Raw genomic sequence first — 22,379 nt, 5'->3', positions numbered from 1 at the left:
TCCAATGCCGTCTTCACTACCCCCTACCCCCTACACCCTACACCCTGTTCAACCTCTTACTCCCCTCTCCTCGTAGGAGAGGGGTTGGGGGAGAGGTCAAAACAAGGCTTGTCGAACTCACGTTGAACTGAATAGCACTTTTCACCTAAATGAAGTACATGACTATCCCCTGTCCCCTGTCCCCTGTCCCCTGTCAACTACCTCTTGACATTCGTCGCTAATTATGTTGATAATGGTTCTTTGTGGAAACTTTACCTCAATAAAATAAACACTTGGCTAACGTCATTGTCATAGGCGCTCAATGGGGCGATGAAGGAAAAGGTAAAATAACTGACTTACTCAGCCGCTCCGCAGATGTGGTAGTACGCTACCAAGGGGGTGTCAACGCTGGACACACAATTGTAGTCAAAGGTCAGACCTTTAAGCTGCACTTGATTCCTTCTGGAATTCTATACCCCGATACGGAATGTATGATCGGCTGTGGTACAGTCATCGATCCACAAGTTTTAATAAAAGAACTCGACCAATTAGAAAGTTTAAATATTTCTACTAAAAATCTGCTCATTTCTGAAACAGCTCATGTCACAATGCCATATCATCGGCTAATTGACAAGGCATCAGAAGAGCGGCGCGGCAGCCATAAAATTGGAACCACTGGTCGAGGGATTGGCCCTACCTACGCGGATAAATCTGAGCGTACAGGGATTAGGGTTTTAGACTTGATGGATTCGGCAGCGCTACGCGAGCAGTTAGAATGGACAATCAATTATAAGAATGTCATTTTAGAAAAGCTGTATAATCTGCCGCCCCTAGATCCTGAAGAGGTAATCAAAGAATATTTGGGGTATGCGGAACGGTTACGTCCTCATGTTGTGGATACATCGTTAAAAATATACGATGCAATTCAACGAAGGCGCAACATATTATTTGAAGGCGCACAAGGTACGCTCCTAGACTTGGATCATGGGACTTATCCTTATGTTACCTCTTCCAACCCAGTAGCCGGGGGGGCTTGCGTAGGAACAGGATTAGGCCCGACAATGATAGATCGGGTGATTGGTGTGTCCAAAGCCTACACAACGCGAGTCGGCGAAGGGCCATTCCCCACAGAATTAGATGGGGAAATAGGTGAACTACTGTGCGATCGCGGGGCGGAATTTGGCACTACCACCGGACGTAAGCGGCGCTGTGGCTGGTTTGATGCAGTTATCGGTCGCTATGCCGTGCGAATCAACGGCATGGACTGTATGGCAATCACAAAACTCGATGTCCTCGATGAATTAGAGGAAATTAAAGTTTGTGTAGCTTATGAAATCGACGGCGATCGCTGCGATCATTTTCCCACCAGTGCGCGTCAATTTGCTAGATGTCGTCCCATCTACAAAACCCTCCCTGGATGGCAAGTGCCAACAAGCCACTGCCGCACCCTGGAAGACTTGCCCCAGCAAGCACTAGACTATCTCAAATTCCTAGCAGAATTGATGGAAGTCCCGATTGCGATCGTCTCATTAGGCGCAAGCCGCGATCAAACCATCATCGTTGAAGACCCAATTCACGGGCCAAAACGTGCCTTGCTGCACCCAGACGGCACACCAGCGACCCTGCTAAGTGCCTAGTCAAAAGTCCATAGTTCATAGTCCACAGTCCAGAGTTTTGTGACTAATGACTAATGACTAATGACTAATGACCCTACGGGTTCGGCAGTTGCTTTAAGTCGGGAAACCCGCCCAACGCACTGCCTCACAACTGATAACTGATAACTGATAACTGATTAAACTATGCCTCTGACAGTCGAAACCAAAAAACGTCCAGAAGGCAGCAAACCAAATGCTTTGCGCCGCGCTGGACTTATCCCCGCTAACTTGTACGGACACAACGGTAGAGAATCAATTTCTTTGGTAGTTGATGCCAAAGTAGTTGAAAGATTGCTCAAAGCTGCTGCTGTGAAAAAAACAGAAATTGAACTGAGCATTCCCGAACTGCAATGGACTGGTAAAACAGTTCTGCAAGAAGTTCAAGTGCATCCAGCTAAGGGTACACCATATCACATTAGCTTTTGTGCCACAGCCAAAGGTTAAAGCAAGTACAAAATTTGTGATAATTGCTGATGAACCAGGGGTTAAACCCTGGTTTTTTGCTGCTTGTAGTCAGGACTTTAGTCCTCTACAAAACAGCAAACGAAAAAACCGGGACTAAAGTCCCTACTACGAACTTAAAATACCCATGACACAAACGAATCTTCCAGCTTTCATCCAGCAGATGTTACAACCCGGATTTTATCCCCATGAAGTAACAGAACCCATTCAATTAATCCAGACTCACGTTTCCTATGTCCTTATCACAGGCAAATATGCCTATAAACTGAAAAAGCCTGTGAATTTTGGCTTTTTGGATTTTTCCACCTTAGAAAAGCGCAAACATTTTTGTCATGAAGAACTGCGCTTAAATCAACGAGGTGCAGGTGAACTGTATTTAGAAGTGTTACCCATCACTTTGTCAGGCGAGCAATACATTTTAGGGGGAACAGGTGAAGTTGTCGAGTATGTGGTGAAAATGCGCCAGTTTCCCCAAGAGGGTTTATTTAGCGAACTTTTTGCCCAGGGTAAACTAACCGAGTCACACCTAGAAGAGTTAGGCAAGGTAGTGGCTCAATACCATGCTAAAACTGAGACTAATGATTACATTCGCAGTTTTGGCGAAGTACCTCAAGTTAGAGCTGCTTTTGATGAAAATCATGAGCAAACTGAGAAATATATTGGTGGCCCCCAGACGCAGTTGCAATTTGACGAAACCAAAGCGTACACCGAGCGTTTTTTTGCAGAGAAGCAAGAATTATTCCAGCGCCGAATGCAAAATAACTATATTCGGGAATGTCATGGAGATTTGCACCTGAGAAATATCTGCCTATGGGGAGATGAAATTCTTCTGTTTGATTGTATTGAATTTAACGAGCCTTTCCGGTTTGTGGATACCATGTTCGATGTCGCCTATGCTGTGATGGATTTGGAAGCACAGCAACGCCCAGACTTGAGTAATGCGTATTTGAATACATATCTAGAACAGACTGGCGACTGGGAAGGGTTAGAAATTTTACCCATTTACTTAATTCGTCAATCTTATGTTAGGGCGAAGGTGACTTCGTTTTTGCTGGATGATCCCAGTGTTCCCGCGACGGTGAAGGAGGAAGCGAGTAAAACAGCCTCGGTATATTACAAACTGGCTTGGGAATACACTAAACCCAAACAAGGAAGGCTGATTTTAATGTCGGGGTTATCTGGTTCTGGGAAGAGTACGACTGCAAAATATTTAGCCCGTCAATTTAATGCAATTCATATTCGCTCAGATGCAGTTCGTAAACACTTGGGGGGAATTTCTTTATTAGAACGTGGTGGTGATGATTTGTATACCCCAGAAATGACCCAAAAGACCTATGCGCGATTATTAAACTTGGGGCTTATACTAGCTAAACAAGGTAACACAGTAATTTTGGATGCTAAATATGATCAGCAAAATTTACGAGAGGAAGCGATCGCCCAAGCTAAACAACATGAGCTTCCCCTGCAAATAGTCTACTGCACCGCACCCTTAGATGTTGTAGAAGAACGGCTCAGGAAACGTACTGGCGATATTGCTGATGCTACAGTTGATTTATTAACTGCTCAAGTCAAGCAAACTGAACCCTTTACTGATGTAGAACTATCCTACGTGATAACTTGGGATACAACTCAACCACCACAGACACAACTGGAACAGGTAATAGGTAATTGGTTTGGACTGACGCAAGTGTCATAATCAAACTAACTGTAGGGTGCGTCAGCCACAATAATTTCGTACAGATTCAAGGATTTTCCACATCTGACGCACCCTACCCCAAGTGCTAGAACAGGTAATTGGTAATTGGTAACTTACCAAGAATATATGGGGAGAAAGTGTAGGACAAAATCTTTACCCCTACAACGCCACTTGCTTTAAGCCGGGAAACCCGTCCAACGCAGTGGCTCCCCTTACACCCCTACACCCCTATCCCCTTAGTTCATCTATGGCTAACAACAACAACCTATTTAACTTCACTCCCGAATTTGTTTCTCAACTCATATTCGGAGCATTTTTAATATTTATTTTAATAACGACAGGTTCGCCAGTATCTCTAAGTATTTTTCTGGGAATCCTTGGTGGTTTTGCCTTGGGTTGGTTTACTAATGCTAGTAAAAATAGTCCGCAAGCGCCTGTAGTGGCTTCTTCTGATGGTATTGATGCAGGGCTAAAATACTGGTTATTTTTGTTGCTTGGTTTTTCATTGATGGGATATTCTACGCCCATGAGTATCTTACTAGGCGGAATAGGTGCTATTGGTGGAGGCTGGATAATTGCTTGGTGGAGAAGCAAAGAGGAAACGAGAACTCAGTTACCCAGCGATGCTGCACAAGGGGATAACAGCGAAGAGCCTAGTGACAAAATTACCAGGCGACAAACAAGAAAACCAATCCGGCGTTATCGTCGCACTCCCAGGAATTTAAGTTTTCCATTTTTCGGCAATAATCGGAATAATAACGGTGAGTGAATTGTTTTTGTGTATGAGGCGGGTAGTAGGGGCGCACAGCAGTGCGCCCACACATGACGAATTATGTTTATTGTTTTTGAGTAGCGATCGCTAATTTTGCACCCTGTACCTGACGCACCTGATCCATCACTGCCACCACTTTACCGTGTCCTACTCTTTCATCAGCATTAATAATTACTAAGGCTTCTTGGTTTTTACCCATCAAATTACGCAACTGTTGAGCCAGAGAATCTACGAGAATTGGTTGACGATTTAGACTTACTGCCCCTTGTTCGTCTACTGTGATAGTAATTTTTGTAGGTACTTGCTGTTGTCTAGCCGTTGCCGCTTTGGGTAAATTTACTGGTAAGCCTTCTGAGCGCGTTAAAAATAATGTTGACATGATAAAAAATGTCAGTATCGCAAAAATCACATCAATCATCGGCACAATATTAATCTGTGCAGGAATATCAGGTTCATCTTGTAGGCGCATAGGTTCTCTGGTAGCATCGGCAATAAAGTATAGCAGGGGATAGGGGAGTGTGGGGAGAATATTCCTTTTCTCCTGCCTTCTGCCTCTTACGTTAATAACAAAGCTACATAACAGGATAGTTTCAGCCCTGTTCCCTGTCACCCTTCGGGTTCGCCAGTTCCCAGGGCGCGGGAAACCCCTCCGGGTTCGGCAGTCCACTCGGCGGCAAAGCCGCATGTGTGGCTGCACTCACCGCCTACAGGACTGGACTCACCTGTCCCCTGTCAGCTACTATATATGTTGGAGAAAATTAGCGATCGCTCCTGACTAAAGCCTTAACGCCACCATACCAATTGCCTAAATCCTGATTAATTTCTGGGAACTGTCAAATTCAGGTTAAAAGGAATTTTATTTTTCTTATTCTCGCCCCATACCAATTCACCAGAAACCTCATATTTTCCTGGTAATAATGCACTTTTGTCTTTAGTTGGAGCATCAACTAAAAGATAACGCTCACCTTCTGCAATGACAGTCGTATCACGTATTTTGCCTGTTTTAACTACCTGATTTTCTTGCTTAATTGTCCAATTGCCTCCAACAATAGCTGATGCCTTACCCTTATTCTGCACTAATAATTGAATTTCACCTTGAGGATTTAATCTTGTACTATCAGGGATAATATTAGCCAAAATATTCCCTTTACGTACATACACAGCCACACCAATACGAGGAACTAAATCAGTATTAACTACTACATTATTCTTTTCATCATTTCTGGTTACTGTTGTCGCTTGCAAGTCCTCAGTGAAAATCATGGTGCGATATTCACCATCAGGTAAGCTAGGCGGGAAACGAACCACAAAACGGATATTTCGCTGAGTTGAACCTGGAACCTGCATCTCTTGCGGAGAAAACCGTAAATAAGGACTGAGATCATTAGGGCTAGAAGATAGAGTTTGAAACCCTGTTTCTTTATTGTAGGTAAATGGCAAAGTATAAACACGGGCGCGAAATGCTTGCGAATCAAGGTTAGTCACAGTAATTAAACCTTGCGCCTGTCCTCTGTTTTCTTGGGTTTCAAATATCATAGGGGAAACTAAAATATTTGCTTTAGCAACATTTACCCAGATTAAGAAGCTAGATACCAAAATACTGCTTAGAGGTAAGAAAAATCTATAAGAAAACATAATACTGATTGCTAACTTAACTCAAGAGTTTGAAGTTTCAGTCAATGTACATAAGAGTCTGTATATATTAATTCAACAATGGACAATTAACAATTGACAATTGAATTTTTTCCTCTCCCGCTTAAGTGAGAGGATTGGAGAAGAGGATTTATTTTTTGTTTTTTTTCTCCTTTCTTGGAGAGGTCTTAAACCTTGAATGAAACAATTGTCAATTTTTAATTGATAAGTCGGTTAGAGTTTAGAGTCTTGATCTAACCGATTAAATAAAAGCAAGCTTTAGCTCATGCTAAGTCATCCAATGACTACAGCGCTGTGATGTTTACAGGTACTCTATATGTGTAAGTACCAGTAGGAAGTGAATTACTACCATTGTCAACATAAACCTCTACCTCAAGTAGTCGGTTGTTAGGAAATGGGAAACCCAAAGTAGCTGTTTCAGCACTACCACCCTTTTTAGCAAAATTACTAGTTACACCTACAATTTTCGCACCATAGTCAGCAACGTTGGTAGACAAATCATTTTGCGGAATAGGAATACCAAGGCTTAGTTGCGCTCCACTATTGCAGGTTAAGGTAAAACTACCATTACTTGCACCTGTTGCCTGTGAAGAGTTTGTAGTCAATCTAGCTGGGTTTGCAACTCTGAGAACACCAGCAGTAATATTACTTGTCGAGCAGGTAGGTGCAACGGTTCCTGTTACATCTATATTTACAGTACCTACAGTTTGAACATTGACATTGACAGTACCTCCAACTTGAAGTTGAGCATTCACTTTATCGGTGAATATTACACTGCTGATGGCTAGGCATCCAGCGACAAAAGCTAAACGACGAATCATTGATTAAATTCTCCTACTTTTAACTATTACCCATTAGATACCAAAGCAGCTTTTTTATCTTTATCTTGCAGAATTGTTTCCAGATAGATTTATCATTGAAAAATGCAGTAACTATCTCAGTAGAATAATTCATGCTGATAAGTAAAAAAAGCTGTAAATTAAATCTAAAATTTAATTTTTAGGTATCAATTCTAAGTCATTGTATACACAAAAAATTAGCATATCCTCAGCATAATTACTGAAATTTTATACGAGATTTTTAGTTTCTAAAAGTATTACTAAATCAAAATTTTAAAATTAGCAACTTGAGAAATACCTTTGTCTTAAATATTGGTATTTTTACTGATGTCTTTATTCATTAACTAGATTAGTTATATATTTAACGAGTATTTTTTAACGACCAAAAATCTATTTATCATTATTTAATTGTTATATCATTTATATTATTTCTAATAAATTAAAATTGGATTTCTTTGTTTCAAAATCTATGTAAAGACGACAATCTTAATCCAATTAATTCTAATATAGCCTATACTATTTAAATATTATTTAGTAATAAAAAATCAGGATTTTCTATATTAAAATGGTGAGAATAAATACCTATGTATTAATTTTTATACTTACGTTTTTCTTAACACAACCTATAAAAGCATTAGCTCAGTTTTCGGTTAATTTAAATTTTCAAACAAAACCTAAATCAGTACAAAATAATATTAAGCCTCAATTTTTTTTTCTAAAAGCTCTGACAAACAATCAGATTTAGTAAATACTAAGTTGAATTTATTTACTGTGGGATTGAACCTTGGCAATCGTAATATTAATCCTGCTGTACTAGTACGAGGAAGTGAAGACGGAACACAAGCCATTAGTTTAGAAAATTGGTTAATTCCCTACAATGCTGTAATCCAAGCATTAAAGTTAAATGTCACCACCTTAAATGATGGTCAATTAGAAATGCGTTCTGCTGGAGTTGTCACCCGTATCAATCCTCAAGAATTGCAGAATGACCCAGAGTTAGGGTTAGTATTTTCAATTCAAGATTTACAAAGGTTGTTTGGAGTAAAAGCAGAATTTGATATTAATCAGTACGTAATTGTTTTAAATGTTCCCTGGTTGAGTTCGGTTAATTCTAATCAATTTGATGATAACGATAGACCAGTTACGGTGCAAGGTTTATCAGTGATCAGACCAGATAAATTTAACGTTGCAGCAGTTGAACAAAGGGTAAGTGCTACAGGTTCTAGCAGATTTTCATCAAGATATACTGGGGATTTTCAAGCTGTGGGTACAGCTTTTGGGGGTTCTTGGTTTATTCGTACAAGCCAACCAAATTTCCCAAGTTTACAAACATGGAATATCAATGAAGCTCAATTTTTGCAGCAAACTGATAAGACAGATTATTTTGTCGGTTCTCAACCTACCTTTTGGCAAAGTCAAGGAAGTGGAGATTATTGGGGTTTTACCTTAATCCAACGTCAAGGATTTACACCACCTAATGATTTGTATGCAGGTGCTTCAGATCCTCGTCAACGTTTACAAGCTTCATCGATTCCCAGAACAATTTCAGGACAAGCTCAACCAGGAACATTAGTAAGATTAGTCAAAGGTTTTGGTAATAAAGTAATTGCTGAAGTATTGGTAGATTCTTCGGGAATTTATCGTTTTGAAAATATTCAGACTGGGAACAGAAATTTAAGTGGTAACTATCGTATTTTCCTCTATCCTCAAGGAAGACTAACCGCACCGCCAGAAATTCGAGAAGCAACATTTTCAAGCATGGTAGGACAAATTCCAGCAGGTACTTCAGCCTGGATGATTTCTGGAGGATTACGGCGTAATTCTAATAATCAAAGCTTTTTCGGAAATTTTTCTGATTTTAGCGGCGGTATCTCTGGACGTTGGGGTTTATCAGAAAATCTCACAGTTGGTGTTGGTGGCATTTATGATCAATCTTTCAAAGGGTTATCTGAAGTATTTTGGCAACCTAATAATTTTCCTTTGCAAGTAGCGGTTTCTGTCCAGGGTGGTAATGAATTAAATATGAATGCAAATATTCGTTATAACCCTTCACCTAACTTCAGTGCCTCATTAACTAGTGACAGACTTTCTAGCCGTTTCAACGCTGACTGGCGTGTATCAAGTAATATCGGTTTGTTCGCGGCTTTGGACAGTCGTACTGCAAGCTACGGTGGTGTCCAATTTAATTATAGTCAAAGGAATTTTTATATCTTTGCTCGTGCGAGTTGGGATACAGACAATAATTTACGTTGGTTTTTGTCGCAGAGTTTGGGTAAGATAGCACTGAATTTACAAGGTAATGAAATTGGTACTTTATCAGAATTAACTTATAACCTGTCAGAGAATAGTGTTTATTCCTCTGGTCACTCTTTATTGTTGAATTATGAAAGCCGCAGTCAAAATTTTAATGATAAGTTGCTGACTTTGGCATGGCTGTACCGTTCCCAACAAAAGGCAAATGATGGTAATTATCTGTGGGAAGCGAAGCTCGGTTATGGAATTGGCACTCAGGGTAGTGGCTTAGTTGCTACGTTAGGAACGACGGTGTTACCGGGTATGATGTTACGGGGGCGCTATCAAGGTATATCTTTAACTAGCGATGATAGTTCTTTTAGTTTAGAACTTGTGTCTAGCTTGGGTTTACAGGGGGGTTTGAGTGCTGGGGATAGACGCTCTCAAGATTTCCGCACTCAAGGCGGTTTAATGATCAAACCATTTTTTGATAAGAATCAAAATGGTAAGCTCGATTCTGGAGAATCTGTTTACACTGAGAATGCTAACTTGTTGCTGTTAGTCAATAATCAACAGCTTACTAGGTTCCGATCGCAGATTGAGAGCGATCGCATCAATTTACGTCTCAACCCAGGAACTTATCGTATAGATATAGATCCCGCAGGATATCCTCTCGATTGGCAAGCCACAACAGATGCCTTGGCTGTCAATGTAGTTGCTGGTAGTTATACCTCTGTAATGATACCTCTAGTTCGCTCCTATACTCGCTCAGGAGTAGTTACAAATGCCAAAGGTAATCCCATTGCTGGAGCGAGGGTAGAAGCTATACAAGCAAGTACAGGAAAACGTAGCTTTTCTGTTACCAATAGTGCAGGCGTATATTATTTAGAAGGGTTGCAACAGGGTGAGTATGACCTGCAAGTTAATAGTCAGTCAACAGGTAGTCTCAAACTAGAGGAATCCTCAGAAGCGTTTCAAGAGATGAATATCAAGCTTTAACTGGGGACTGGCGACAGGGAACAGGGGACAGGGAATAGTCAATGGAATTGACTATGATATTCATCAGCTTTTTACAATTGGATAACTTTGGCTCAATGCAAACCCGCGATAAATATTTATAAAAAAAAGTTAACAAAGTTTAATATAATAATTCTATTCACCAATAAGTATTTTTGCTCAATAACATGATAGCGGATGGATTTCCTTTGCTGACCGCGATTATATTGCTACCACTCGTTGCTGCTGGATTTATTCCCCTGCTGCCTGATAAAGACGGCAAGCTCGTGCGATGGTATGCCTTGGGTGTAGGAATCGCGGATTTTATTTTAATGTGCTACACCTTTTGGCAGCATTACGATGCCAGCAATCCAACGTTTCAACTAGTGGAAAAATATGATTGGGTTCCTCAGTTAGGTTTTAGCTGGGCAGTCTCAGTTGATGGAATATCTATGCCACTCGTGTTGCTGGCTGGGTTTGTGACGACGCTGGCGATGTTTGCTGCATGGCAAGTTGATCTTAAGCCCCGTCTGTTTTATTTCTTAATGTTGGTGCTGTATTCTGCCCAAATTGGGGTGTTTGTCGCTCAAGACTTACTGCTGTTCTTCATTATGTGGGAACTGGAACTTGTTCCGGTTTACCTGCTTGTCTCGATTTGGGGCGGTCAAAAACGCCGCTACGCTGCGACAAAATTCTTACTCTACACCGCCGCAGCTTCAATTTTCATCCTAGTCGCAGGGCTAGCAATGGCTCTCTATGGCGACAACACTACCTTCGATATCGTCGAACTGGGTGCAAAGAATTATCCTCTAGCTTTAGAATTGTTACTTTACGCCGGATTATTAATTGCTTTTGGTGTCAAGCTGGCGATTTTCCCCTTACATACTTGGTTGCCTGATGCCCACGGTGAAGCTTCAGCACCTGTATCAATGATTTTGGCTGGTGTGTTGCTAAAAATGGGTGGATATGGACTAATCCGCCTGAATATGGATTTGCTGTCTGATGCTCATATTTATTTCGCCCCAGTTTTAGCAACTTTGGGTGTCATCAATATTATTTACGGTGCTTTAAACTCCTTTGCTCAAACGCACATGAAGCGCCGCCTCGCCTACTCTTCCGTTTCCCACATGGGATTTGTATTGTTGGGTATTGCTTCCTTTACCGATGTGGGTGTGAGTGGGGCGATGCTGCAAATGCTGTCTCACGGTTTGATTGCGGCGGTACTGTTCTTCTTGGCTGGTGTTACCTACGATCGCACCCATACAATGGCTATGGATAATTTGGGTGGTATCGGTCAAGCTATGCCCAAAGTGTTCGCCTTGTTCACCGCCAGCGCAATGGCTTCTCTAGCACTCCCTGGAATGAGTGGCTTTGTCAGCGAACTGAAAGTGTTTATCGGTGTTACCTCTAGCGACATTTACAGTCCCACATTCTGCACTGTGATGGTGTTCCTCGCCGCAGTAGGTGTGATCCTCACACCAATCTATCTGTTGTCCATGTTGAGACAAGTATTTTACGGCACTGGTGCAGACCTCAGTTGCAACATTAACAATGAAGCTTATGAGAATCTAGAGGATGAAGGTACAGCTTGTTTTGGTACAGACTGTCTCTTACCCAGCCAAGCAGTATATCGGGACGCTACTCCTCGTGAAGTGTTTATTGCTATCAGCTTCTTGGTGTTGATTATTGGTGTGGGTGTTTATCCTAAGTTGGCTACGCAGATGTACGATGTAAGAACTGTAGCTCTTAATACGCAAGTGCGGCAAACATACACGCAAATTGCCCAAAGTAACCCGAAAATCTATGCTAAAGGTTTCTTTACTCCGAAAATCGCCGAGCCTGAGTTAATGGCTGTTTCTGGAGTCGTCAAGTAACTTTATTTAACTCCCAATCGGATAAATTTAGGCGATCGCTTCTTTGTGGGGCGATCGTTTTTATATAGCAGGGGACAGGTGACAGAGTGTAACTGTAGTGGCGTGTCTAGGTTAAAATAGTGTAATAAAAAATCCGTTTCATCGGCGTTCATCGGCGTACCCTGCGGGAAGGCTGCGCCAACATCGGCGGTTTTTTATTTAAACCTATTGCCACATTTTAGTCCGGTCGCGCTAGTAGGCTGCGTCAACCCCAAATACCAGTTGCGTAAGTCCTGATGATGTTTTGGGGGTTAGTCATGGGTAATGGAATCAGCACCTAAAGTTAATAATGCTGACTTCTGTGCTGCTGTTAAACCTGTGACTCCATGAATATTCATTTGTTCATAAATTTGCTCGGCTTTGAGGGTGTTGATACAATGTTTTGTGGTTAAATCCCACAGCTTAATGGCAGCATAGCCATCACCAGCAACCAGTAGATTACCTTGGGGCTGGAAAGCGACGCACATAACCCAATGGCTGTGTCCTGCGATGGTGTCTAGGCAATTACCGGAGGCGACATCCCAAAGCTTGATGGTGTTGTCGCTACTGGTACTAGCTAGGATACTACCATCGGGACTAAAAGCGATCGCCCACAATATCTGTTCATGTCCTTGCAGAGTTTGCCAACATTCACCAGTCTCAATATCCCACAACTTAATGATTCTCTCTACACAACTAGCAGTTGCCAAGGTCTTGCCATCAGGACTAAAGGCAATCCACCATACCCAGTTATGATGACCTGTAATAGTTCGGTAGGGTTTGCCTGTGGCTATGTCCCAAATCGTGACGCTATAATCAAACCCACCAAAAGCTAACTTTGTCCCGTCGGGACTAAAGGCGACTGACATTCCCAGGTGGACGGGGAATTTAGCCAAAAGTTGTCCTGTGTCGGCATCCCACAACCGACTTACGTTGTCATAACTGGTGCTGGCTAACAACTTGCCATCAGGACTAAACGCCACGCCTGTCACCATACCTATATGTCCCCGTAAAACTCTGACACATCCACCTGTGGCTACATCCCACAATCTTATGGTAGTGTCAGCACTAGCACTAACTACTGTGCGACCATCAGGGGCAAAGTCAACAGCAAAGATTAAGTCTGTATGCCCGTATAAGTTGCGACATTCTCCATTGAGAGTCCATAACCTGACGGTGCGGTCTTCATTTCCAGAAGCAATGAGATTACCCTGGGGATTCCAGGTGACTGATTTTACCCAGTTGCTCCTGCCTTTAAAGATTTGCAAACAATCGCCGGTGGCGATATCCCAAATTCTGAAGGAGAAATCATCAGCACCAGAGGCGAGGATAGTACCTTGGGGATTAGCCGCGATCGCATTTACAGAGTTAGCATGGTGCAAGATTTTCTGACATTGCTGATTCGTAATATCCCAGAGGCGAATTGTACAATCTATACCACAACTAGCGAGAGTATGATCGTTGATGAAGGCGATCGCTAGTATGCCATTTCTATGTCCGGCTAAAATCCCCAGGCAAACACCCTCATTTATATCCCACAATCTCACAGTTTGGTCTAAGCTACCACTAGCAAGTATCCCCGATGAATTAAAAGCCAGAGATTTAATCCAGTCTGTATGACCTTGTAAAGTAGCAAGGCAAGCACCTGTAGCTAAATGCCACAGTTTCACCGTACCATCTTCACTACCACTAGCGAGGATATCGCCTTGGGGACTCAACGCCACAGACCAAACTCTCCGACTGTGACCTTGTAATACTTGATTGCATTCACCACTGCGGATATCCCAAACCCTAATACTAGAATCAACGCCACTACTAATCAAAGTATCGCCAGCATCGGCAAAGATGACACAGACTATACCACCGCTATGTCCCTGTAGAGTTTGCAGACACTGCCCAGTTTTCACATCCCATAGCTTAATAGTTTCATCTTGTCCCACAGTTGCTAAGGTATTATCATCTGGACTGAAGGCTACACACCAAGTAAAACCTATATGTGCCTGACATTCGATTAGCTGCTGAGTGTTAATCACATCCCAGAGAATGAAATACCCATCAAAATGACCAGTGGCTAGGGTTTTACCATCGTTGCTAAAAGCTACAGTGATGATATTGCTAAAAGTTGTGGCAAAAACGGACTTAGATAAATCAGCATGGGCGAAATTCACCCTTTTAAGTGGAGTGTCTTGCAGATATGCTTGCCAAATTGTCAGGTGAGAGAAATCATAGCCAGTTAGGTCAGTTTGTAGGTGACAGAAGAGATTGAGGAGATTACCGCCTGCGTATCCGGGTTCTGGGTAGGGAGTGGGGAGGGATTGGGGTTTTATGGTTTGTAAAGTCTGCCTTAGCTGGGTTTCAATTGCTTGTTTGCTGCGGAGGTTTTGTTGCAGATGTTCGATGATGGGTTGTAGGATGAGTTTAGTTTGGGCAACTCTAATGTAATCTTTGGCAGTGGCTTTAATTAAGGCGTGGCTATGAAACAGTAGGGGTTTGTTATGTGTATTTTCGAGGATTTCTGCACAAACTTGCTCAATTAACTGACCTGTGACATATTCCATTACTACAGGTTGCAGTGTGAACTGTACAGGGGTAGGGGGAAGTGATTTTTTTTCAATCAAACTACGTCTAGTTAGGGAATCTAAGGCTTCCAAAAGCTTCATTGAGGATACTGGTAAGACCAAATCTGCCCGTAAATCGGTGAGAGTAATGGGTTCGCGGTTAATTGCTAACCAGTAAATGAGGTTTTTTTCTAGGGGCGAGAGACGATGAAATTGCTGGGCTAATAAGTCGTAAATACTACCAAAGACGGTGGAACCCTGGGCGAAAAATTCAGTGATATTACCTGCAAATAATTCTTGAATGGTGGTAGCGATAATTTTTAAGGCTAGGGGATTACCCCCATAGTGTTGAATTAGCTGTCGCCAGTCGCTATCGTCACCAGAAAAAAAGCTGGTGCTTCTGACTAATTGTAGAGCGGCGATCGCACTTAACCCCGGCAGTTGCATTGACCGCACAGGCAAATTTTCCCCCTCTAAAGCTGTTATTTCTGGCGGTTTTTCTCGACTTGTCAGCACTAGACAACTTTGATGAGCCGCTTCACCGATTTGCTTGAGCAGATATCCATAATCTGTATAATCGGCTTGATAGCGCCCAGAATGTTCACCAATAGCTAAAATTGATTCAGCATTATCGAAGATGACAAGACAACGGTGCGATCGCAGATAGCTCATAAATTGTGCAATCAGATGATCAACATTCTCCGCTAAATTCACCAGTTGACCATCAGCAAAAAAATGTAGCAAGTTGGCTAGCAGTTCAGTTAAAGGTGGACTATTACGCAGACTACGCCACACCACAAACTCAAACTCACCTTGAATCTGCTGTGCTAATTTGATTGACAGGGAAGTTTTACCAATTCCCCCCATTCCTAAAACTGCCACAAGTCGGCAACGGTCATGAATTATCCAGTACTCTAATTTACTAACTTCCTCGGAACGTCCAAAGAAAATGGAGACATCAACAGCTTCGCCCCAGTCGGTATTTTTTGGGGACTGGGAGAAAGGGGAAAGGGGAAAGACTGTTTCCTGTGCGCCTATGCGCCTCTGTGCCTCTGCTTGGTTTCCGGCTCTGACATAATCGTTTGGGGTGAGTTCTAAGCTAAAGGCTCTAAAAAAGTATTCTAGGGTTTGTTTGTCAACACCTTCCTCTCGTGCCAAAACTTTAGAAACTGTAAAAGGCGCAAGTTGAGTACGGTAACTCAATTCTTCGATAGTCAATCTCGCGCCATCGTTTTCTAAAATCTCTACCTGATTTCTCGCCTCCTGAAGCTTCTGGAAACCAGGGAGGCTAAGAATAACACCACGCTTGCGTCTTTGCTTGTGCAATTCCATCACCTTACAAGACCAACGCTAACAGGACTTACGCAACTGGCACATGGGGTAGGGTGCGTCAGATGTGGAAAATCCACAGAATTTGTACGAAATTATTGGGGCTGACGCACCCTACAGTTAGTTTGATTATGACACCTACGTAAGTCCTAGCTAAATTGAAATTATTTTATCGGTTTTTAAATGATATGGCGAATTGACGTTGCTGACTACATATACAGCTAAAATTACTTAGGTATATTTTCATGGTTATGTATTTTTTATATTAAATTGGATAAAAAAATCAATAGCATTATGTACATAAATTTTTTATCATTAATTTGGGCAATATATACCTAGTAAATTCTCTTGACTGCAAATATTCCTTAATTCCTAGAGGTTATGCCAACTAAGGTTATACAAATAGCATTTCTATTTTTAATTTATGAATCATCACTTGGTTCGTACTATCCTGCTAATCAATAAATCCGCCCAAGAGCGGATGATATTAACTCGCTATTTACAGCAAGACAGTATATATACTTATGAGTTCATAGAATTTACGACGACAAAAGCGGCTTTAAATTGGTGCTACCAGAAAACACCGGATGCCATTTTGCTGGATTTTTCCTTACTGAATGAGAATAGGGCAAATTTTCTGGAGAAATTGAGTTTAGCAATGATGGGCGGAACATCAAAGCTGCTCAGTGAGAGCCAATGTGCTGTCGTCCTGTTGATAGAACCAGAGGACAAAAATCTGGTGGGTGCGATGAAAAGTCGCGCTCAACAATATTTGCACAAGAATCAGATTACACCGGAAATTCTGCAACAGGTAGTTTCTCTTGCCATTGAACGGATGTCTTTGGTGCGGGAGCTAGCAAAAACTCAAGCAGCATTGCAAGAGAGTAAAGAAAGTTGGCAGTTAGCAGTACATGGTAGCAATGATGGCATTTGGGACTGGAATCTGCAAACTAATCAAGTTTTTTTCTCGCCTCGCTGGAAACAAATGCGGGGCTTCACAGATGATGTGATTAGCTATAGCTTAGAACAATGGATGAGCCAGATTCATCCTGATGACCGCGATCGCATCATGATGGCAGTGAATGACTATTTTCATCACAAAACCCCCTTGTTTCAGGAAGAATATAGAGTACAACACAAAAATGGTTCTTACTTTTGGGTCTTAGATCGCATTCAGGCCTTGTGGGATGAGTTAGGTAACGTGATCCGCTTGAGCGGTTCGCAAACAGATATTACCAAGCACAAACAAACCCAAGAGGCATTGCGGGAAAGCGAACACCGCTATGCAACATTGACACAAGCAGCCCCAGTGGCTATTTTCCGGCTAGATACAGAAAGTAATTGTATTTATGTCAATGATCGCTGGAGTAACTTGACAGGTAGAGAAGTAGAATCGGCTTTAGGTAAAGCGTATGTAGACTGCATACATCCAGAAGACCGCGATCGCCTGGTGAGACAATGGTCTGAAGCAGTAGGTCAAAGAAAAACCTATCAAAACAAAGGCAGATTTCTCCATCCAGATGGTAGTGTTATTTGGTACTACTTGCAGATATTACCCGAAATCGACGCAAATGATCAAATTATCGGCTATGTCGGCACACTGACAGATATTAGTGAACAGCAAGCTGCTCTACAGGATCGCATAGAAGCCGAAGCGCAGTTACGCAAAATCTCAGAACGGCTAACCCTAGCAGTCCGTTCGGGAGGGTTCGGCATTTGGGAATACGATTGCTTGCATAAAAGACTGATTTGGGATGAACGAATGTACGAGTTGTATGATATTCGCCCTGAAGATTTTCGCGGCGATTTTAATGCTTGGTTTAACCTTTTGCATCCAGATGATCAAGATGATATCTGGGCAACTATGCAGCAAGTTCTGTACAACAACCAAGAATATGATACAGAGTACCGCATCATTCAACCAAGTGGAAAAATTTGTTTCATCAAAGCCTATGGTATTGTCAATCGTGATGAACAAGGCAATCCTTTATGGATAATTGGCATCAACCTTGATATTACCGAACGCAAACAAGCTGAACAAGAACTCATCCGCAATCGGGATTTGCGAGAGGCAATTTTTAACGAATCTACTGATGCTTTATTTTTGGTTGACCCGGTAACATTACTGACCCTAGATTGTAATCGGCGGGCAGTAGAGCTATTTGAGGCCGTTGACAAAGCTGAATTGATTGGGATTGAAGGGAAGACACTCCAACGCCGTCCCTTCACTGATGATGAAATAAATACTATCGTCGCCCAAATGGAGATGAAAGGGTATTGGAGTCAAGAAATTGAATATGTAACTTGTCAAGGTAAAGTATTTTGGGGAAACATTGCTGCCAAGCCGATTACGATAGCTGGCCGTACCTTAAATTTAGTCCGGGTCACAGACATCAATGAACGTAAACAAGCAGATGAAGAACTTTGGCGAACAAATGAACAGCTTGCCAGTGCTAACGCCGAACTGGCCCGCGCCACACGCCTCAAAGACGAATTTCTGGCAAACATGAGCCACGAATTACGAACGCCCCTCAATGCGATTTTGGGTATGTCTGAAGGCTTTCTAGAAGGTGTGTTTGGCTCTATTAATCAAAAACAAGAAAAAGCGATCGCCACTATCGAGCGCAGTGGTAAACATCTTTTAGAACTAATTAATGACATCCTCGACTTATCCAAAATCGAATCAGGCAAACTCGAACTGCAAATCAGCGATGTTCCCGTCAGGAGTCTTTGTGATGCTAGTCTGACCTTTATCAAACAAATGGCCTTGAAAAAGAATATTCGCCTCACCACAGACATTAATTCTCAAATTGACATTATCCAAGTAGACGATCGCCGCTTGCGCCAAGTACTCATCAACCTCTTCAGCAACGCCGTCAAATTCACCCCAGAAGGGGGATCTGTCAGCCTCAAGGTTTGGCTGGAAGAAGTGGGAGTGGGGGGAGATGAGGGAGTAGGGGGAGATGAGGGAGTGGGGGGAGAAAAACTAATATCCCAGTCCCCAGTCCCCAGTCCCCAGTCCCCAGTCCTCAATCCCCACCTCTGCTTCTGCATCATTGACAATGGCATCGGTATCGCCCCAGAGGACATAAAAAAGTTATTTCAGCCTTTTACCCAACTTGATAGCAGCCTCAACCGCAATTACACTGGTACGGGCTTGGGTTTAGCACTGGTAAAACGGATTGTATCCTTACATGGAGGAACAGTGTCAATTAGCAGTGAAGTTGGCAAGGGCAGTTGTTTTACTGTCCGCATTCCTTATTTAACTGAGAATCATTCACTCAAAAGGCAGCTAATCGTTGCATCGCCGAACTATCGTTTACCTGCAAAGAATGCTCAAGTTTTGATTATTGAAGATTCTATTCCGGCTGCTGACCAAATAACTCGCTACTTGGGGGAAATGGGAATGCAGTTTGTTGTCTATCCACGAGGTGAAGGAGCCGTAGAAGAGGCTTTACGTCTCCAACCTGCGCTCATTATCCTCGACTTGCAACTACCTAACTTGTCAGGTTGGGATGTCCTCGCCCAACTCAAGCTCAACTCTGAAACAAGAGAAATTCCAGTTATTATCACCTCAGTAGTTGATGAACCAAGTAAAGGACTGGCTCAAGGAGCAGTTGATTATTTAGTAAAACCTATTACCCGTAATCAGTTGCAAGCTACACTGGAAAGGCTGCAATCTCCTGAACAGGCAAACTTACCTGCTGCCCCCGTAGTAGCAAAACCACCTTTAATCGCACCTGTAGTTTTGCTGGCGGAAGACAATCGTGCAAATATAGATACTATATCTGGGTATTTAGCAAGCCGAGGATATGACCTCATATTGGCAGAAAATGGACAACAAGCTATTGATTTTGCTCTAGAAAAATCCCCGGATTTAATTATTATGGATATTCAGATGCCAGGAATGAACGGATTAGAAGCCATACGCCATTTGCGTAATCATCGGCGATTTGCAGACTTGCCGATCATTGCCTTAACCGCACTAGCCATGCCAAGCGATCGCGCCGCTTGTTTAGCCGCCGGAGCCAATGAATATTTGACTAAACCGATAAAACTTAAACAACTTGTATTAACAATACAACAACTTTTACAGGTATAGGGGGTTGATAATGGGGAAGATAATATAGGTAGGACTTAGGTATGAGAACGAGAAATCAAGGCTTTGGGCAAGGGTATAGCTGTGGGAAAGCCTTACACACTTATACACAGTCTTAAGAGACAATTTTACTGTATAATTCCAGAGATAAAAGTAAAAATTATTACTAAACAATGAATCAACGCCCCGCTTCCGCGCTCCAGCACTCAGCACTGACTACTCACAACGTTTAATAAGGTAGGAAAATTATTAATGGAAACTCAACCCTCCATTTTGGTAATTGATGATGAACCGGATAACTTTGATGTTGTTGAGACATTGCTGGATGGAGAAAATTACCAGCTACATTATGCACCGAGTGGTCAACAAGCGATCGCAAGGCTGAATAGTTTCCAGCCGGATGTGATACTACTAGACGTGATGATGCCTAATTTAGACGGTATGGAGGTATGCCGACGTATTAAAGCTGATCCGCAATGGCAGTCAGTACCAATTATCATGGTAACAGCATTAACAGCTAAAGAGGACTTAGCTCGGTGTATTGCCGCAGGAGCAGATGATTTTGTCAGTAAGCCTGTTAATAGCGTAGAGTTAAGGGCTAGGGTTCATTCGATGTTGCGAATTAAGCAACAGTACGATAACTTACAAACCCTGTTGCAATTGCAGGAAGACATGGTGAATATGATTGTCCATGACCTGCGAAATCCTCTAGCCAGTATCGTTTTATCAACAGAAATTCTCAAGATTGCTCACTTGCAACCAACTCAACAACAACAGAAAATTGATCAAATTGCGATCGCTACTCAACAACTGCAAACTTTGATTGATAGTCTGCTGATCATGGCCAAGTTAGAATCTGGTAAAATGGTGCTTAACTACACAGAAATAGACCTCTGTGCTATTTGCATATCAGCCGTAGCAGATTTTAAGGAAATTGCTGCTCAAAAACACCTGACCCTCATCAGTGAATTACCTGAACCAGGTGGCATTGTTAAAATAGATGTAGCTATTTTTCGGCGTGTTTTGGATAACTTGCTTTCCAATGCCATTAAGTTCTCGCCAGCAAACGCACAAGTGACTCTCAAAGCAGAGTATATAGAAACTGGTGCGAAAGTGCAAGTTATGGATTTAGGTACGGGAATCGCTCAGGAATTAAAACAAACCATTTTCGAGAAGTATGAAGTCGGTAATGTAATATCAGAGGTTTCCCAACTCGGTCTGGGACTAGCATTTTGTAAAATGGCGATCGAAGCACATAACGGCAATATTACAGTGGAAGATAATTCTCCCCAAGGTGCTATTTTTACAGTATTTATTAACCAACAATAAGTAATATCAAATCAGGTTAATTAGTGATAATTACAGCATCATTAACAATTACTATTGACCAATAACCAATGACAGATTAAACTAGTAAAATTTCATTTGCATAAACCTGTTTTCTTATTTTTAATCGTTCTGTCGATTAATCCAAACGCCCCTTAATCCTGCTGCTTTGGCTCCTTGATAATCTTCTTCGATACTATCACCGATATGCCATGCTTCTTCAGGAAAACAATTGTGTTTTTCTAAAGCCACAGCAAAAATTTTGGGATCAGGTTTTGCCGCACCCACTTGAGTAGAAATAGTCACAGAAGAAAAGTAATGACTCAACCCTAAACTCTGCAAAACTGAGTACAACCGCGAATCGAAATTAGATAGTACACCCAATTCAATCCCTATATGTTGCCAGTTGTTCAGAGATTGTACAACATCAGGGTAAATCACCCAAGGTTCGGCAGTACCAAAATGGATATATAATTCACTAAAAAAACCAGAAAAATCAGAGAATTGCTGGACAACACCAGCAGTTTCAAAAGTATTTAGGGCAATTTTACGCCACCATTCAAACTCGCATTGGGGTATGTCTTCGCTATCAGCACCAGGGAATATTGGCGGTGGAGATGCTTTGAAGCTTTGAATAAATGCCTTATCCACAATTTCCGGTGCAACTTCCACACCAAATTCCTGCGCTATTTGACTATAAACTTTACCGACACTACCCTTAACACCGAAGAGAGTCCCCACCGCATCTACAAAAATAACTTTAGGCCTTTCCATATTGGTCAACAGTCCATAGTCAACAGTCCATAGTCAACAGTCCATAGTCAACAGTCCATAGTCAACAGTCCATAGTCAACAGTCCATAGTCAACAGTCCATAGTCAACAGTCCATAG

Annotated in this window: 14 protein-coding genes; 8 read left to right on the top strand and 6 right to left on the bottom strand. The window is 42.1% G+C overall.

Translation table 11 applies throughout. The annotated features are described in order from the left end of the window. Positions 1–272: 272 nt before the first annotated feature. The 4 genes from H6G83_RS23985 (at position 273) to H6G83_RS23970 (ending at position 4,561) form a co-directional block, all read left to right on the top strand. Entirely contained in the window at positions 273–1,616 is a 1,344-nt protein-coding gene (locus tag H6G83_RS23985) for an adenylosuccinate synthase (RefSeq protein WP_190476554.1), read from the top strand. Between the two features lie 162 nt (positions 1,617–1,778). Continuing rightward, entirely contained in the window at positions 1,779–2,078 is a 300-nt protein-coding gene (rplY, locus tag H6G83_RS23980; protein WP_190476552.1) for a 50S ribosomal protein L25, read from the top strand. Positions 2,079–2,223: 145 nt separating this feature from the next. Next, positions 2,224–3,792, top strand: coding sequence for a bifunctional aminoglycoside phosphotransferase/ATP-binding protein (locus tag H6G83_RS23975; protein ID WP_190476550.1), 1,569 nt, complete (start codon positions 2,224–2,226; stop codon positions 3,790–3,792). A 247-nt stretch (positions 3,793–4,039) separates the two neighbouring features. Next, on the top strand, positions 4,040–4,561 hold the full coding sequence (locus tag H6G83_RS23970) for a hypothetical protein (protein ID WP_190476548.1): 522 nt from the start codon (positions 4,040–4,042) through the stop codon (positions 4,559–4,561). A gap of 67 nt (positions 4,562–4,628) precedes the next feature. Here H6G83_RS23970 and H6G83_RS23965 read toward each other — a convergent pair whose 3' ends face one another. The 3 genes from H6G83_RS23965 to H6G83_RS23955 form a co-directional block, all read right to left on the bottom strand. Then, complete coding sequence (locus tag H6G83_RS23965) at positions 4,629–5,033, bottom strand: ExbD/TolR family protein (RefSeq protein ID WP_190476546.1); 405 nt, start codon at positions 5,031–5,033, stop codon at positions 4,629–4,631. Positions 5,034–5,380: 347 nt separating this feature from the next. Beyond that, on the bottom strand, positions 5,381–6,199 hold the full coding sequence (locus tag H6G83_RS23960; RefSeq protein WP_190476544.1) for a fimbrial biogenesis chaperone: 819 nt from the start codon (positions 6,197–6,199) through the stop codon (positions 5,381–5,383). 302 nt (positions 6,200–6,501) lie between these two features. Beyond that, positions 6,502–7,038, bottom strand: a complete 537-nt coding sequence (locus H6G83_RS23955) for a hypothetical protein (RefSeq protein WP_190476542.1) — start codon at positions 7,036–7,038, stop codon at positions 6,502–6,504. 789 nt (positions 7,039–7,827) lie between these two features. Between H6G83_RS23955 and H6G83_RS23950 the strand changes: the two genes are divergently transcribed. Both H6G83_RS23950 and H6G83_RS23945 read left to right on the top strand, forming a co-directional pair. Continuing rightward, on the top strand, positions 7,828–10,287 hold the full coding sequence (locus H6G83_RS23950; protein ID WP_313936880.1) for a carboxypeptidase-like regulatory domain-containing protein: 2,460 nt from the start codon (positions 7,828–7,830) through the stop codon (positions 10,285–10,287). A 185-nt stretch (positions 10,288–10,472) separates the two neighbouring features. Continuing rightward, positions 10,473–12,158 carry an NAD(P)H-quinone oxidoreductase subunit 4 gene (locus H6G83_RS23945; protein ID WP_190476655.1) on the top strand — a complete coding sequence of 562 codons (1,686 nt, stop codon included), beginning with the start codon at positions 10,473–10,475 and terminating at the stop codon, positions 12,156–12,158. A 2-nt stretch (positions 12,159–12,160) separates the two neighbouring features. On the opposite strand, the gene H6G83_RS23940 is transcribed toward H6G83_RS23945, so the two are convergent. Next, entirely contained in the window at positions 12,161–12,310 is a 150-nt protein-coding gene (locus H6G83_RS23940; protein WP_190476541.1) for a hypothetical protein, read from the bottom strand. A 138-nt stretch (positions 12,311–12,448) separates the two neighbouring features. Further along, positions 12,449–16,066, bottom strand: a complete 3,618-nt coding sequence (locus H6G83_RS23935) for a WD40 domain-containing protein (RefSeq protein ID WP_190476539.1) — start codon at positions 16,064–16,066, stop codon at positions 12,449–12,451. 421 nt (positions 16,067–16,487) lie between these two features. On the opposite strand from H6G83_RS23935, the gene H6G83_RS23930 reads away from it, so the two are divergent. After that, positions 16,488–20,165, top strand: a complete 3,678-nt coding sequence (locus H6G83_RS23930) for a PAS domain-containing protein (protein WP_190476537.1) — start codon at positions 16,488–16,490, stop codon at positions 20,163–20,165. 249 nt (positions 20,166–20,414) lie between these two features. Then, positions 20,415–21,491 (top strand): hybrid sensor histidine kinase/response regulator, encoded by a 1,077-nt coding sequence (locus H6G83_RS23925; protein ID WP_190476535.1) that lies wholly within the window; start codon positions 20,415–20,417, stop codon positions 21,489–21,491. Positions 21,492–21,611: 120 nt separating this feature from the next. On the opposite strand, the gene H6G83_RS23920 is transcribed toward H6G83_RS23925, so the two are convergent. After that, complete coding sequence (locus H6G83_RS23920; protein ID WP_190476534.1) at positions 21,612–22,262, bottom strand: HAD-IA family hydrolase; 651 nt, start codon at positions 22,260–22,262, stop codon at positions 21,612–21,614. Between the last annotated feature and the right edge of the window lie 117 nt (positions 22,263–22,379).

It is taken from the genome of Anabaena azotica FACHB-119, assembly GCF_014697625.1.
Lineage (GTDB): Bacteria > Cyanobacteriota > Cyanobacteriia > Cyanobacteriales > Nostocaceae > Trichormus > Trichormus azoticus_A.
This window is presented reverse-complemented; position numbering and strand designations above follow the sequence as displayed.